The following is a 14809-nucleotide window of genomic DNA, read 5'->3' as shown; positions in this document are numbered from 1 at the left end:
GGACATCATGAGCGCGGCTGATGGAGGCCTCGACGAACTCGCGAGAACGCTCAGCGACATCGCAAGAACGCTGCAAGCGGAACCCGACGTCGACACGACTCTGCGGGCGATCGTCAAAGCCGTCGTCGACTACGTCCCGGCGGCCACGTACGCCGGGATCTCCCTGCTGGAGCACGGGAGGATCCGCACCGTTGAGCCGACCTCTCCCACCGTCGAGACCATCGACCAGCTCCAGTACGAGTTGCACGAGGGACCGTGCATCGACGCGATCACCGAACACGCGACCTTCCGCGTCGGCGACGTCGGCCACGAAGCCCGATGGCCGTCCTTCGGGCCGGCGGCGGCGGAGAACGGCATCCACTCCCTGCTGTCCTACCGCTTGTTCGTGACCGACAGGACGCTCGGCGCGCTGAACCTCTACTCGGACCGGATCAACGCCTTCGACGACCGCACCGAGCAGGACGGCCTGCTCTTCGCGACCCATGCCGCCATCGCGCTCGTCGGCGCGCAACGCGAGGCGAACCTGTCGATCGCCGTCGAGAGCCGCGACGTCATCGCCACCGCCAAGGGCATCCTCATGGAGCGCCACGACATCGACGACGCCTCCGCTTTCCGGATGCTCGTGGAGGCGTCGCAGTCGACCAACATGAAGCTGCAGAAGGTCGCGGCCTGGCTGATGGAGAACCGGGCCGAAGCCCGGTCGTTGTGACCGACGCGCCCCATGAGCGCATAAGCGCCGTGGCAGAACCGCTCGGTCGTCATGAGCTGGTCGCCGTCGCCAGCTATCGACTGATCACCCTGCGAGACCAGGACAACGACGCCGGTGTGGGTCTGGACGAGGCGATCGCGCGAGCGCAGACAGCCGTAGTGGCCTCGACCGGGTACGAGCTGGTCATCAACTGCGTCCAGGACCTCATGCCCGCGTCGGCACGACTCGAAGTGTGGTCCGGGCGACCTGCGCCAGCCGGTGAGCCGGGCTGGTCGGCGCCGCAGGTCTTCGAGCTCGAATGCCCCAGCGGTCTCCTGGTGCTCGGCTCTCCCACCGGTGAGGCGCTCGACGCCGACCTGCCCGCAGGTCCGGGCGTCTACGGGTTCGAGGTCGCTCACCGGGGACGCGACCAAGCGCTTGCCATGAGCCAAGAAGACCTCCTCAACGCACGACAGGGCGGCTTCGAGCAGTACCGGATGCGCGTGTGGTTCGCCGGTGAGCTACCCGACGACGAAGACGAGTAGCCGGCTCCAGCCCGGCCGTGGAACGGCTGCGTCCGCACCCTTGCCGTCCGGCTGGCGGAGCTGGTCGTCGGTGCAGTAACCGGACTCCACGAGAACCTTGTCGACGCTCACGGGTTCAGGAGGAACGCCGGCACGACCTCGACGCCGTTGTCGTAGTCGTTGGCCGTCCACCTTCGCGCGCCGGTACGACGTGGTGACGATCTCCTCCATGCGTTTGCGGGCAGTCTCGCCGTCCCAGCGGAGGGTTGTGACGGCCTGGTAGTCCGTCTGTCCACTGCGCACCACCAGCTTGCCGTCGTCGATGTACGGCTTGAGGACGGACATGGCTCCGTTGAAGAAGAACGCCATGTTGTTGTCGTCGGCACCTCGCGGGCCCAGACCGGTCAGCAGCGACTCGGCCTGGTGGACGCCTACGCGGAAGTTCTCGAACGTCGCGCAGTAGTCGACGTCGGGGCTGCCGCGGAGGAGCCGGTCGCAGGCGATCACCGGGATGCCGGCCTCCGCGGCCATCCTCAGCGGGGCGGTGAGGGCCGAGCCGTCCAGCTGAGGCGATGATCAGGAGTCTCGCGCCGGCGGCGATCTGGCTCTCGACCTGCTTCGCCTGGCTGGGCACGTCGTTCTGCGCGTACTGCGGGCCGACGCGGTGGCCGCGGGATTCGAGGTCCCGCTTGATGTTCTCTCCGTCGCTGAGCCAGCGCTGCGACGTGGTCGTCGGCATGGTGGCGCCGACGAGAGCGCTCTCGGGTGGCTTGGGTTCCCGGCCGGTCGCGGCGTGCCGCAGGCCGCCACCAGCAGCACGACCACGAGCATCGACGATCGCATCCCGGCTCCTCGCGCAGATCGACGTCGTTGTCGACGGTCGTCACGGAGTCCGGGGCAGGCCGAACGCGCAGCGGTTGTGAGCCGCGCCTCAAGAGGGGCGTGAACGTCAACAACCGGAGGTGGAGGGATCAAGCGGGGTCGCAGAAGAAGCGCTTCAGCCATCGGAAGCGTGAATGGGTCTGACGGACTTCAGGCGCCCGTGATGGTGATCGTGGTCGCGGGTGGGACGCGCTGTCCCGGTTCGACCGACTGGGCGGCGCAGACCACGTCCTCGCCGTTCGGCGAGACGACGGTGACCTGCAGACCGAGCGCCTGCAGTTCCGCCCTGGCGTCCTTGACGGGTTTGCCGCGCACCTCGGGCACGGTGACCGCGGTGGCGACCACCAGGGACACCGTGGTCTGGTCCGGGCCGAGCATCGTGCCGGGCGCCGGGTCGGTCCTGATGACGCGGCCCGGTTCGACCGCCGGGGAGAACTCGGCGGGTGCCTCGACGCCCTGGAGCCCGTTGCGCCCCAGTTCGGCGAGCGCCTCGTCCTTGGTCATGCCCGCCACGTTCGGCACGGGCTTCTTCGGCGCCGGTCCCTTGCTCAGCACCAGTGTCACGGGGGCACCGATCTGCAGCGGTGTGCCGGGGCGCGGTTCGAGTCCGATCACCTTGCCGGACGGGACGGTCTCGCTGAAGACGTTCTTGGCCTCGTCCGTGACCACCTTCAACCCGGCGTCGCCGATCTCCTTCGTCACCGGCTCGACGTCGGCGCCCGCGGTGACGAACGGCACCACCGGGCGACCCCGCGAGACGTAGACCGTGATCGAGGATCCCTTCTCCAGCTCGGTTCCGTTGCCGGGTTCGGTGCGCAGCACGTTGCCGTTCGGCACGTCGTTGCTCGGCACCCGGACGACCTGGGCGCTCAGCGACGCGTCCCGCACCTGCGCCATCGCGTTCGCCTCGCTCTGACCGCTGACCAGCGGCACGGAGGTGCGGCTCCCCGCGCCCAGCCACCACCACAACGAACCGGCGACCAGCACCGGCACCACCACCGCGCCGGTCCAGAGCGCGGCGCGGCGGTGCCGGCGGCGCTTCTCCTCGACGGGGTCGGCCTTCTTCGACCGCGGCCTGGGTGCGCGCGGCGGCTTGCGCACCGGTGTGGTCCGCTCGGCCGCCGACGCGGTGTTCTCGCGCGGGACCGCCGGCACCGGGCGCATCACGATCGTGCGGTCCTGCTCCGGTGGCGTGCCGGGCTCGGGAACCGGCTGGGGCTGCAGGCCGAGCTCGGCCCCCACTCGTTCGAGCTCCGCCAGGAACACCGCGGCGTCCGCCGGGCGCAACGCCGGATCCGACCGGGTCGCCCTGCGCACCAGGTTGTCCAGTGCGAGCGGGACCCCGGCGATGGACGGCACCGCCGGGACCGGGTGCGGCACGCCCACCGCACCGCGGCCGGGGACCCCTCCGGTGAGCATCTCGTAGAGCACGATCCCGACCGAGTAGACGTCGCCCCGCGCGTCGCGGACGCCTCCGCCGACCCTCTCCGGGGACGCGTAGGCCCTGTCGCCACCGGCGGGTGCCGCCGCCCTCGGGCGGAGGGTGCCGAAGCCGGCGAGCCGCACCTTGCCGCCCTTGCCGATGAGCACGTTCTCCGGCCTGACCTCGCCGTGCACCAGTCCCGCGTGGTGAGCGGCGCCCAGCGCGGACAGCACCGGGCCCACCACGCTCAACGCGACGGCGGGCGCGAGCTTCCCGCGGTCCGCCAGGAGGCCGCGGAGGGTGCCGCCGTCCACGAACTCCGTGACCAGGAAGACGTGGTCACCGTCGACGCACTGGTCGTGGACGGCCACCACGGCGGGGTGCCGCAGCCGGGCGGCGGAACGCGCGCCGCGCTCGAAATCCGCGACGAACGCCGGATCCGGCGGCAGCGTCGTGTCCAGGACCTCGACGGCGATGGCCCGGTCGAGCCGGACGTCCACACCCCGGTACACGGTGGACGTCGCGCGGGGCTCGATCACCGTGTCCAACCGATAACGCCGCTCGAGCAGCGCACCTGTCAGATCGGGGTTGGACTTCGGCACAGTCGCAGATGATAGCCGCGGGCGATCTCCGGCGGAGTGCACTCGCGCCACAACGCCGACCTGATGCATTTCCCCATTCATCGTCGGTGATCACGCGGTCGAATCCAGGTCGACCGCCGGCCGAGGACGCCCGAACGGCGGTTGAGTTCCCTTCGCCTGGTACGAAGATGTTCTGATCGGTGTGGCCGGTGGCAGCACGCGCCGGACTCGGACGATGCGAATTGGGGCGAGTTGACCGGGGACTCCCGCGAACGAGTCGGCGGGCACGTGGCCGACCCTTCCTCCGGCCGCGTTTTGCGCAACGTCAGGGTGCTGACGAACGTTTTCGCGTGGCTGGGCGGTATCGGGCTCGCAACGCAGTTGTTGTTCGCGGACACCGCATTCGCCGCCAAAGCGGTGCTGGTCGTGCTGCTGCTCGTGGTGCTGGTGTCGTGGCGGTGGCCCGATCGCGACCGGTGGGTGATCGCGGTCGTGGAAGCGGCGGTGCTCGCCGGGTCGGCGCTCGTCCTCCCCGCGCCCCAGCCCGCCGTCGCGTTCCTGTTCGGGGTGGTGACCAGGAGAGCGCTCGGGGGCGGGAGCAGCAGGGCTCTGGTCAAGGCGGTTCCGGCCCTGGCCGGCTACCTCGCCGGTCAGGGCGTCCTGGCGGTGGCCGCCGTCCGCGCGGGAAGCGTCGCCTTCGACGGGCTGGTGCCGAGGCTGTTGCCGCTCCTCGGTCTCGTCATCGGATCCGCCGCCCTGCACGCCACCGTGCGTGCGGTCCGGCACGAGCGGGACGCACGTCAGGCAGTCCACGCCGTGATCGACGCCAGTCCCGTCGGCATGCTCCTCGTCGACGACGCCGGCACCACGCTGTTGAGCAACGCACGGGCTCACTCGATGTTCGGCCGGCAAAACGGTTTGTGCCAGGTTTTGTGCATTCACGGGAACAACGTGGTGCTGTGCGAAAAATGCGGTGGTGGCACAGGACCTGTCGAACTGAACACCGACGGCGCGGTGCTCGAGGTGCACACCGCGAAGGTGCCGCAGGAATCGCGGCCGGAACTGACGCTGGTGGTCGCCGTCGACGTCAGCGAACGGCGCCGCCAGGAGGACGCTCTCCGCGTTCGCGCGGAACAGGACGATCTCACGGGACTGGCCAGCAGGCCGCATTTCCTGCACCTGCTCGAGGAAGCGCTGGGCACGGGTGAGCCCGTCGGCCTGCTCGTCATCGACCTGGACCAGTTCAAGGAGGTCAACGACTCCGACGGGCACCACGCCGGCGACGAGTACCTGAGGGAGTTCGCCCGGCGGACGGCTCCGGCGATCCCGCCGGGGGCGACCGCGGCGAGGCTCGGAGGGGACGAGTTCGCCGTGCTGGCACCGCGGTCCGGCGCGGACGGGTCCGCCCGGCTGGCCGGCCGTGTGCTGAGGGCGCTCACCACGGGACCGGAGCGGGAGATGCGCGCGAGCATCGGGGTGGCCGTCTCCACGCCCGGAACCACCGCGGCGGAACTGCTGCGCGACGCCGATGCCGCGATGTACATCGCCAAGCAGGAGGGAGGTGCACGGGCGAAGCTGTTCCACGACGAGATCGGCGCCCGTGTGCAGGCCAGGCAACGCGACAAGGCGGACCTGCGCGCCGCCGTGCACGGCGGCCAGATGGTCGTGCACTACCAGCCGATCGTCGAACTGGCCACCTCGCGCGTCACCGGGGCGGAGGCGCTGGTCCGCTGGCGCCGCCCCGGCCGGGGTCTGGTGAGGCCGGACGAGTTCATCGGGCTCGCCGAGGAGACGGGGCTGATCGTCCCGCTCGGCGCCCAGGTGCTCGAAGCGGCCTGCGCGCAGGGGGCGCGGTGGTCGAGCGAGGGCCGGGCCCTCGGCGTCACGGTGAACGTCTCGACGCGGCAGCTGTCGTCCGCCGGCTTCGAGACGTCGCTGCTCCACGCGCTGCGCGTGACCGGGATGCCGCCGGAGAACCTGACCCTGGAGGTGACGGAGTCCGTGTGGGCGGACGACGCCGCCATGCAGGGACTCATGGCCGTGCGCGACAGCGGGATCCGCGTGGCGCTGGACGACTTCGGCACGGGCTACTCGTCGCTGAGCTACCTGCAGCGCTACCCGTTCGACTTCGTGAAGATCGACAAGTCGTTCGTCGCCGCGCTCGGCGAGACGGGGCGGACGGCGGGGGTCCTGCGGTGCGTCATCGACCTGGCGGACGTGCTCGGAGCCCGCGCGATCGCCGAAGGGGTCGAGACACCCGAGCAGGCGGAGTGGTTGCGCCGCGAGGGGTGCGCCTACGCGCAGGGGTACCTGTTCGGCAGGCCCCGGCACCCGGACGGCTGGGACGACCAGCCCGCGGCCAGGGGCGCGCGACCCGTCCGCTCGTGACGGCGGCGACCACGCCTTCGATCAGCGACGCGCTTCCCACGAAATGGGCGCCTTCAGGTCGTTGACGTCCCGTGAAATGGCCAGCCACTCCTGGAACCGTGCGAAGCAGCGGTTCGCCGCCTCGCACGCCGCTGTGGCGTCCCGAGCGGGCAGGACGGCCTCCGCCATCACGCCGAACCGCCGGAACCCGCGCCGGGCGTCGCCGTCCGCGGCGAAGAACGACACCGGTGCCGGGCCCAGTTCGTCGCGGACCCACCGGGTGATCACCCGGCCGCCGAGCTTCGCGCCCTCGACGACGTAGAGCGTGCCGATCAGGGCGGGGAGCGGAGGCACGTCCGGAGCGGACGACCGCGGCAGCGAGGCGATGCGCTCCGGGCTCCAGCCGAGTGCGCGGAGGTCCGCGGTGAGCCGCCCCTCGCCCGCCGTCAGCTCCCACGGCAGCGCGTGCGCCGTGATGGAAGCCGTCAGGGCTTCCTCCAGCGGTTCGTGGAAGCCGAGGAACGCCGACAGCACCGACTCGTAGCGCGCCGGTGTGATGGTGCCCGGCAGGAACCCGAGGTCGTCTTCCAGGGCGCGGTGAGCGGCGCGGGTGTCGGTGCGCAGGCGTGCCAGCAGCGTCACCCGCTCAGGCCGTTCCTGGACGAGCGGGTCGACGGGGTCGGCACGACGACGATCACGTCCTCGGTGGGCACGGGCTGGACTCCCGATCGTGCACGGCGTCGTCGAGCGGCACAGCGGTTCGCCGCGGCCGGCGGTGGCACGACCGCGGACTTCACGCTACCTCGCGGCCCGGCGCGGTCGTGAGCCGCCCGGGGTCGTGCGGGACGAGCCTCTCAGCGAGGCTCTGACGCGGAGGCGCGCAGCGCCTCGGACAGCCACACGAACGGGAACTGTTCCTGCGCGGTGCCGTTCACGGCGGTGACCAGCTCCATGTACCGGTCGAACGGGCTGTCCGGGTCCGGGGGCGCGGAGTCCCATTCGGCACCCGCCAGCATGTGGTCGGCCGTCTGGAGCCGGAACTCCGGCGTGTCCGGGATCCCCGGTTCGTCCGGCGTGGCGAACACGCCGGTCAGCCAGCCGATCCACTGGTCGGCGATCTCCCGCCCCCGCGGCGAGTCCGGCGGCACCTGCTCGCGTGCCGCGTCGATCGCGGCCTGACCGATGGGCGTGGCCTCCTCGAAGGCGTCCAGCATCGGCGAGGAGGACATCATCGGACCGGCGCCGGTGGTGCACACCTCGCGCAGCTCGCGGCGCAGGGCTTGGCGGACCTCGCTGTCGCCGACCAGTTCGGCCAGCTCGATCCACGCCTCCAGCTGGGCGGTGCTCGGGTGGTCGGGGAGCTCCGGGCGTGCGGCCCGCCACCACTCGACCATGCGCTCCGGCGCCTCCCAGCCGGTGGTGACCTCGGTCCAGAAGTCGTCGACCAGCCGGTCGCGCTCCTCGTCCGACATGCCCACCAGCTTGTGCATCAACGTGACCTGCTCGGCCGTGGAGTCCTGGCGCAGGATGGCCGACAGGACCGCGCGACGGCTGCGCAGCCGTGACTCCTGCTGCGCCAGCAGGGCCATGTGCGTCGTGGCCAGCTCCCGCAGCGTCGCCTCGCCGGCCAGCACCCGCTTGATCTCGTCGAGGCCCGCGTCGAGCTCCCGCAGCGTCCTGACGAGTTCGAGGCGGGCGATGGCGGACACGTCGTAGAGGCGGTGGCCCGCCGCGGTGGTCGCGGCGGGCGTGACGACACCGGCTTCCGCGTAGTACCGGACGGCGCTGACGCTCAGACCGGTCCGCCGTGCCACGTCTCCGATGGCGTACAGCTCGTTCATGTCCATGTCGACCACTATGGGATCTCAAGCCGCTTGAGGTGCAACCCCCGAGGGGTGGTCCGCGGCGCCGGGAGATCGCGACGGTCCGGGGCGGTTGCCTACACTGCGGGAGTGGCCACCGTGGACGAGGTTCTGGCTGAGGTCGCCGCGCGCTGCTCGACGAGGGAGCCGCGTTCCTGGCCCGCTCCCAGGCCCGCCGGCGAGAGCCCTCGCGAGGAGGAGTACTCCCGGCTCACCGATCCGGACCGCTACCGCATCGTGCACCTCCGGTCCCGCGCCTGGGCGGACACGCTCGTCGCGCGGGCCGACGCGGTGATCACCCCGGTGCCGTCGTACCCGACGAGCGAGAACCACACTTCGGGTCGCGGTGTCCGGCTCGCGTCACGACGCCCCGGAACGCTGCCGCTGTTCTTGCTCGAACACGACGTCCGCCGGACCGCCGGTGCACCGCTGCCCGCGCTGGACATCGCGGTCGCCGAGCCGGGCACCGTCGTGGCGTCCCACCCGGACTGCGGGTGCGACGCCTGCGACACGGGTTCTGCCGACCTGCTGGAGGCGATCGACCGCACGATAGCGGCTGTCGTGGGCGGCCCTTACGTCTCGATGCGCGCGGCAGAGGGATGGTTCGCCCGGTGGCACCCGCAGGGATGCGAGATCAGCGGTGCGGGCCCCGGCCTCCATGACGTCGCACGCCTGTGCGAGCGTCTCGTCGAGGACGAGAACACTCCGTTGCCGGAGGGCGTCGTGGCTCACGTCGGCCGATCATGGCTCCACTGAAGGCACCAGCGGCTGTCCGGTGGTGCCGGAGGACTACGCCCTTGTCCGTCCGATGTAGACGTTGCGGGCGCGGTAGACCGTCTCCGCGGTGGGGCCGGGGCTGCCCGACGAGCCCTCCATCTGCAGGTTGATGATCAGCCACAGCGGCTTGCCCGCGAAGTTCCTCCCCGTGTGCTTCGCGATCCACCTGCCGTCGAGGTAGTAGTGGATGTCCACGTCGGTGGCGTTCACCTTGGTGATCCACGCCCGGTAGGTGTGCCAGGAGCCAGGCGAGGAGACGCCGACGACCGAGCTCGACACGTCGCTCGACGCCCGGAACGTGTTGAACCAGTTCCTGCTGTCCCCCTTGAACTCCAGGACGTCGCTCTCGGGCGGCCAGCTGTTCACACCGGTGAGCCAGAAGGCGGGCCAGGTTCCCCGCGCGGAGGGCGCCTGGAACTCGCCCTTGACCTCCCAGTTCGGGAACTGGTCGTTCACCACGACGTGCTCCTTGGCGTGGATCGCGCCGGAGTGGTAGCGGATCGGCAGGTGCGGGTCGGCGCTGCTGTTGCCCTCGTTCCACGAGATCCGCGTCGCCTTCAGCGTGAGCACACCGCCGGACAGCGACACGTGGTTGTGGTCGGTGGCGCTCGCGTACATGCGGGCGGTGCCGTTGTGGTCGGAACCCCACGGGTAGCGGTAGTTCCACTCCGACTCCAGCGCCCCGTAACCGCCGAAGGAGCTCGGACCGATCACGTCCTCCCAGGCGGCCGCCCGTGCGGGACCCGGGAGGCCGCCCGTGAGCACCAGGACCAGTGCGGTCGCCGCGATTCTCATGGATCGCACTGTGGAGCAGGAAGTCGCGGCGACGCAACGGGTTCTTCAGTTCGACGGCCGTTTCGAGTCGAACAGGGGCGAACGGGACGCCGACGTGGGCAGGGCTTCTTCGACGAGTGGTGTCCGACGACCTTCCGGTCACGACCCGCTTCTCGCAGTGCCGGCGGTGCAGCGGAAGGGGTCAGACGGCCCGGGCGATGGCGATGTTGCCCGCGAGCCGGTTCCCTGCCTCGTAGATCATGTACTCGTGGCCCTGGTAGGTGCCGAACGACGGTGCGGCCGACCTGCCGTTGTCCGGTGCCCCGGACAGGGAGTCGTGGAAGACGCCGAGGTGGCGGCGCAGGGTGAAGTCGCGGCCGAGTTCGGTGATGAGGATGTTGCCGCCGCTGCCGATGTCGGTGTTGTAGACGACGTAGACGCTGTTGTTGCGGAAGAGCAGGTGGGGTCCGCCGACGTTGACCGCGCCGACGTCCTGGTGCCGGATCAGCGGGGTCTGCGAGAACGTCCAGTCGCGGGCGTTCGCCGACCAGCCCCAGCCGATGTCGCGGTGGTTCGTCCGGTTGTTGACCATGAACACCATCACGTACCGGGCGCCGCGCGAGGGCAGGTCGTGCCGGAACACCCTGGCGTAGGACGTCTCCGTGGTCCCCTCGGGCTGCAGCCGCGTGGACAGCACCTCCTTCTCGTAGGTGAAGTTGATGCCGTCGGCGGAGCTGGCCAGGCGGGTCACCGTGTTCTCGCCGTGGAAGTACAGGTACATGCGCTTGACGTCGTCGTTCCACATCGCGTGCGGCGATGACACGTGCGACACGCTGTACTCACCCGGCCAGCTGCGGGAGATGATCGGGTTTCCCGGGTACTCGGTGAACTCCTCGTCGAGGGTGTTCGCGTAGGCCAGGCAGATGCCGCCGGGGGCGTCGTGCGGCGCGTAGTAGAGGTAGTAGGCGGCCCGGGCGCCCGCGATCCGGTCCTTGGTGCCCCGGATGGTCGGGAAGATCAGCTCGCCGGTGGGGTTGTAGCGCAGCTTGCTCTTGACCAGGGCGAGCCGGCGGTACCGGTAGTCCGGGAACCCGGCCGGCGCCGCGGCGGCGGGGACGGCCGTGCCCGCGGCACCTGCCAGCAGGGCCGCGCTGCCGAGCAGCAGCCGGCGGCGGTTCACTGTCATGGGAACGCTCCTCAGCGTCATGATCCTCTGTGGACGGTCGCGTGGTCAGTAGACGGCCACCCCGTAGGCGCGGAGGGCTTCCGTGACGGGCTGGTGGAACGACCGCCCGCCACTCGTGCAGTCACCGCTCCCACCCGAGGTCAGGCCGAGCGCGGTGGTGTCGGCGAACAGGGGGCCGCCGCTGTCGCCGCCCTGGACGCAGACCGTCGTGCCGATCATGCCGGTGACCGTCGTGCCGTCGACGTAGTTCACGGTGACGTTCAGGCCGGTGACCTTGCCGCGGTGGAAGCCGGTCGTGCTGCCGCTGCGGCCGACGGTCTGACCGACCACGGGATCGCCGGCGCGGGCGATGTCGCGCCTGGTGCCGTTGTGGAGGTTGACCTCGCCGGGCCTGCTGACGTCGGCGGTGTAGCGGAACAGCGCGTAGTCGTTGCCGGGGAAGCTGGCCCCGACCCGCGACGCGACGACCTGGCCACCGGACGTGCTCCAGGTGGACGTGGCGTTGCCGCAGTGGCCGGCGGTGAGCAGGTAGGCGGTGCCGGTGCCGGGCGTCTTCACGTTGAAGCCGAGCGAACACCGCACGCCGCCACCGAGGATGGCGTCGCCACCTGTGATCGCCGGCCGGAACGCACCGCCGGTGCGCTCCAGCCGCGCGGTGTCGCCGAGGCCGTCGACCACGCTCTTCAGCCGGGCGAGCGCCGGGCCGGTGACGGTCGCGTCGGCGGACACCACGACCTGGTTGGTGACCGGGTCGACTCCCCAGGAGGTGCCCGGAATCCGTGCCGTGCGGTCCAGCACACCGGCACTGGCGCCGAGTGTCGCGGCGCTGTGCTTCACGATCCGCGCACGCGCTCCGGCCGCGGTAGCGGTCCTCGCCGCGGTCGTGTCGGTCACCGTGACGACGAGCCGCCCGCCGTCGTCCACATAGGACCCGGCGCTCGCGGGTCCGAGCCTCGCGCCGAGGGTGCGGGCCAGCTGGTCGGGTGCGGCCGCGGCGATCGGCGCGCTCACGACGAGGCCCGCCGCCAGTGCCGCGACCGCGGCCAGGGTGAGGGTGGCAGTGCGACCCATCTCGTGCTCCTCGGCTGTTCCGTGACGGGAGGCGGGGCGGCGCGCCCGGGGTACGGACAGACAGAGTGCTCGTTTCGGAGAAATGCGTCCAGACGATAATTTTTATTTGTCCGGGACAGCGCGGCACGAGGAAACCCGTCAACCGCGAAAGGGGGAAACGGTGTTGGCGTCTCGATTGGACCGTGAGTCGAGGCACGCCGGCCGCCGCACGATCAGGCGAGCGCCGCGCCGACCAGGAGCAGCCGCAACGTGCGTTCCGTCGCGTCGGTGAGGAGCTCGGCGGTCGCGGCCATCGCGGTGTCCAGGGTGACCGGTGCGGCGATGATGCTGGCGTAGGCGTCGATGCCGGCGTCGTGGTTGACGCGGGCGTTCTCCCCGATGGTCCCGGCGAGCGCGATGACGGGTTTTCCGTGCTTCTTGGCCCGGCGCGCCACCTCGGCGGGCACCTTGCCGTGCGGCGTCTGGCCGTCGATCGCGCCCTCCGCGGTGATCACCAGGTCGGCGTGCGGCAGGCGGGCGTCGAGGTCGGAGTGCTCCAGGACGACCTCGAAGCGCGGGAGCAGCGTGGCGCCGAGTGCGTGCAGGCCCGCGCCGAGCCCGCCGGACGCGCCGCCGCCGGGCATGGTGCGCACGCCGGGGCCGAGCAGGTCCGCCCACGTGTCGAGGGCGTCGCTGAGCAGCTCGACCTGGGCGGGGGTCGCCCCCTTCTGCGGCCCGAACACCCGCGCCACGCCGCGGTCCCCGCACAGGACGTTGTGCTGGTTGCAGGCCACGGTGATCTCCACCTTGTCGAGTCGCGGGTCCACTTCGGACAGGTCGAGGGCGGCGGCGCCGGCCAGTGCCGCTCCCCCGCGTCCGATCTCCCGGCCTCGCGCGTCGGTGATGCGGGCGCCCAGTGCCTGCAACGCGCCCGCGCCGCCGTCGGACGTGCCGGAGTCCCCGCACCCGACCAGCACCTGGTCGACGCCGAGGTCCAGGGCGGCGCGGATGAGCTCGCCGACGCCGTACGTGGTGGTCGTGGCCGGGTCGCGGTGCCCGCGTGGGACGAGCCGCAGTCCCGCCGCCGCGGCCATCTCGACCACGGCCGTGCGGGGGCCCGGGCCGCCGAGGAGCGCGAAGTGGGACAGGACCTCCTCCCCGACCGGACCGGTGACGGCGACCGGCACGAGGGTGCCGTTCGTGGCTTCGGCGAGCGCCGCGGCCGAGCCCTCCCCGCCGTCGACGAGCGGCGTCTTGTCCACGACCGCGCCGGGGACGACGCGGTAGATGCCCCGCGCGATCGCGTCGGCGACGGCGCACGCGTCGAGTGACTCCTTGAACCCGCTGGGAGCGACCAGGAAACGCATGGGTGACCTCATTTCAGTGGGAGGCCGAGGTGCGGCCAGAGGAGGGCGGAGCAGGCCAGGACGAGCGCACCGGTGATCGGGGCGAGGACGAGCGAGAGCTTGAGCAGGTCGCGGGGCCGGTAGGTGTGGGCGAAGAGCGCGACGGGTTTCGCCGACGACGAGAAGGTGTGGCAGAAGCCCGCGGCCGCGGTGGAGGCGAACGCGAGGGCGGCGGGGTTCATCCCGGCGGCCACGGCGAGCGGGATGACGATCGGGATCAGCACCGACGACCGCGCCGAGCGGGACTGGACGACGAGGTGCGCGAGCAGGCTCACCGCGATCACGGTCGGCAGCAGGTGGTCCGGGCTGATGAGCCCGGCGACGGACTCGGCGGCGCCGGAGCGGACGAGGGCGGTGCCGAGCACCGTGGTGGCGGCCATGAACAGCAGCAGCGACCACGGGATGTCGGCCAGCGCCGCCTTGAGCGTGGTGGTGCCGAGGCGCGGGCTGGTGATGGCGACGGCACCGGCGAGCGCGACGACCTCGGGCGGGACGTGGTGCCACGGCTCGGTGACCCAGGCGATCGAGACGGCCGCGAGGATGCCGAGGGACGTGGTCTCGGCGCTGGTGAGGGTCTTGGTGGGCACCGCCGTGCGCAGCGTCCCGCCCGGTGCCGCGAACTCGGCGGTGGGCGGGTCCGCGACGAGGGGCTGCCTGCGGTCAGCCCGTGACGTGAACAGCCACAGCACGATCTCGGCCGTGACGTGCGCGCTGACGACCGCGAGCGGCAGCCCGAGCAGCAGCCACTGCCCGAAGCCGATCCCCTCCCCCGTCGCCTCCTCCAGCAGCGCGCTGGTGATGAGGTGCGCTCCCGCGCCCACCAGCGTCGCCACCGCCGTCAGCAGGATCACCGACGGGAACACCACCCCGAGCGCCCGTGACACCCGCGCGTTCACCTTCAGCTCCCGGTGCACGGGCAGGGTCAGGGCGGCGCGGCCCGAGGTCGACGGCACGAAGAAAGCTGTGAGCAGCAGAGCGAAAGCGGTCAGGTGCACGAGCCCGCGCACCGATCGCGCCCGGCCCATCAGCGAGGTCGCGAGCCGGGCGGGCAGGCCGGAGTCCGACACCCCGCGGGCGAGCACGAAGGCGGCGATCAGCAGCCACGTCGTCGACCCGCCCAGCACCTCCAGCGCCGAGGCGGGCAGGACGCCGAACAGCAGCAAGACCACCACGGCGGCGAGAGCGACCAGCGTGTCGTCCAGCGGGGTGCACACCCACAGCACCACCGCCACCGCGAAGACCACCATCGTCAGCACCACGAGGACGATCCTGCGCGCGCAGGCTGATCC

13 protein-coding genes are annotated in these 14809 nt (G+C 71.4%); 4 read left to right on the top strand and 9 right to left on the bottom strand.

The features are described from left to right. Positions 1–7 precede the first annotated feature (7 nt). Positions 8–709 (top strand): GAF and ANTAR domain-containing protein, encoded by a 702-nt coding sequence (locus L6E10_RS36070; protein WP_236224648.1) that lies wholly within the window; start codon positions 8–10, stop codon positions 707–709. A 29-nt stretch (positions 710–738) separates the two neighbouring features. Beyond that, the gene (locus L6E10_RS36065) at positions 739–1233 is read left to right on the top strand and encodes a hypothetical protein (RefSeq protein ID WP_236224647.1); all 495 of its coding nucleotides are present in this window, start codon (positions 739–741) and stop codon (positions 1231–1233) included. Here the strand turns inward: L6E10_RS36065 and L6E10_RS36060 are convergent. Both L6E10_RS36060 and L6E10_RS36055 read right to left on the bottom strand, forming a co-directional pair. Beyond that, positions 1210–1743: a substrate-binding domain-containing protein gene (locus tag L6E10_RS36060; protein WP_236224646.1), complete on the bottom strand. Its 534-nt coding sequence runs from the start codon at positions 1741–1743 to the stop codon at positions 1210–1212. The two genes, L6E10_RS36065 and L6E10_RS36060, sit on opposite strands and share 24 nt — an antisense overlap. A 501-nt stretch (positions 1744–2244) precedes the next feature. Continuing rightward, positions 2245–4119: a Stk1 family PASTA domain-containing Ser/Thr kinase gene (locus L6E10_RS36055; protein WP_236224645.1), complete on the bottom strand. Its 1875-nt coding sequence runs from the start codon at positions 4117–4119 to the stop codon at positions 2245–2247. Positions 4120–4386: 267 nt separating this feature from the next. Here L6E10_RS36055 and L6E10_RS36050 point away from each other — a divergent pair, with 267 nt between their 5' ends. Beyond that, positions 4387–6486 carry an EAL domain-containing protein gene (locus L6E10_RS36050; RefSeq protein WP_236224644.1) on the top strand — a complete coding sequence of 700 codons (2100 nt, stop codon included), beginning with the start codon at positions 4387–4389 and terminating at the stop codon, positions 6484–6486. A gap of 21 nt (positions 6487–6507) precedes the next feature. Here L6E10_RS36050 and L6E10_RS36045 read toward each other — a convergent pair whose 3' ends face one another. Next, a complete protein-coding gene (locus L6E10_RS36045) occupies positions 6508–7107 on the bottom strand; it encodes a biliverdin-producing heme oxygenase (protein ID WP_236224643.1) in 600 nt (199 codons plus the stop codon). A gap of 212 nt (positions 7108–7319) precedes the next feature. Next, positions 7320–8312 carry a MerR family transcriptional regulator gene (locus tag L6E10_RS36040; RefSeq protein ID WP_236224642.1) on the bottom strand — a complete coding sequence of 331 codons (993 nt, stop codon included), beginning with the start codon at positions 8310–8312 and terminating at the stop codon, positions 7320–7322. Positions 8313–8417: 105 nt separating this feature from the next. Between L6E10_RS36040 and L6E10_RS36035 the strand changes: the two genes are divergently transcribed. After that, the gene (locus tag L6E10_RS36035; protein ID WP_236224641.1) at positions 8418–9083 is read left to right on the top strand and encodes a DUF6226 family protein; all 666 of its coding nucleotides are present in this window, start codon (positions 8418–8420) and stop codon (positions 9081–9083) included. A gap of 33 nt (positions 9084–9116) precedes the next feature. Here L6E10_RS36035 and L6E10_RS36030 read toward each other — a convergent pair whose 3' ends face one another. From L6E10_RS36030 to L6E10_RS36010, 5 genes are all read right to left on the bottom strand, one after another. Next, entirely contained in the window at positions 9117–9899 is a 783-nt protein-coding gene (locus L6E10_RS36030) for a family 16 glycosylhydrolase (RefSeq protein WP_236224640.1), read from the bottom strand. Positions 9900–10080: 181 nt separating this feature from the next. Further along, on the bottom strand, positions 10081–11064 hold the full coding sequence (locus L6E10_RS36025; protein WP_236224639.1) for a hypothetical protein: 984 nt from the start codon (positions 11062–11064) through the stop codon (positions 10081–10083). A 45-nt stretch (positions 11065–11109) separates the two neighbouring features. After that, positions 11110–12135 (bottom strand): S1 family peptidase, encoded by a 1026-nt coding sequence (locus L6E10_RS36020; protein WP_236224638.1) that lies wholly within the window; start codon positions 12133–12135, stop codon positions 11110–11112. Between the two features lie 212 nt (positions 12136–12347). Next, entirely contained in the window at positions 12348–13481 is a 1134-nt protein-coding gene (locus tag L6E10_RS36015) for a glycerate kinase (RefSeq protein ID WP_236224637.1), read from the bottom strand. 8 nt (positions 13482–13489) lie between these two features. Continuing rightward, complete coding sequence (locus tag L6E10_RS36010; protein WP_236224636.1) at positions 13490–14779, bottom strand: SLC13 family permease; 1290 nt, start codon at positions 14777–14779, stop codon at positions 13490–13492. Positions 14780–14809: the final 30 nt, after the last annotated feature.

The sequence above is a fragment of the Lentzea sp. CC55 genome (assembly GCF_021056325.1).
In the GTDB taxonomy this organism is placed as follows: Bacteria; Actinomycetota; Actinomycetes; order Mycobacteriales; family Pseudonocardiaceae; genus Lentzea; species Lentzea jiangxiensis.
The sequence above is the reverse complement of the archived record's forward strand: the minus strand, read 5'-3'. Positions and strand labels throughout refer to the sequence as shown.

Excerpts from the sequence above, each read along its gene's own strand:
- L6E10_RS36060 (WP_236224646.1), bottom strand. The coding sequence starts at position 1,743 with ATGGCCGCGGAGGCCGGCATCCCGGTGATCGCCTGCGACCGGCTCCTC.
- L6E10_RS36015 (WP_236224637.1), bottom strand. The coding sequence starts at position 13,481 with ATGCGTTTCCTGGTCGCTCCCAGCGGGTTCAAGGAGTCACTCGACGCG.
- L6E10_RS36070 (WP_236224648.1), top strand. The coding sequence starts at position 8 with ATGAGCGCGGCTGATGGAGGCCTCGACGAACTCGCGAGAACGCTCAGC.
- L6E10_RS36020 (WP_236224638.1), bottom strand. The coding sequence starts at position 12,135 with ATGGGTCGCACTGCCACCCTCACCCTGGCCGCGGTCGCGGCACTGGCG.
- L6E10_RS36040 (WP_236224642.1), bottom strand. The coding sequence starts at position 8,312 with ATGGACATGAACGAGCTGTACGCCATCGGAGACGTGGCACGGCGGACC.
- L6E10_RS36025 (WP_236224639.1), bottom strand. The coding sequence starts at position 11,064 with ATGACAGTGAACCGCCGCCGGCTGCTGCTCGGCAGCGCGGCCCTGCTG.
- L6E10_RS36030 (WP_236224640.1), bottom strand. The coding sequence starts at position 9,899 with ATGAGAATCGCGGCGACCGCACTGGTCCTGGTGCTCACGGGCGGCCTC.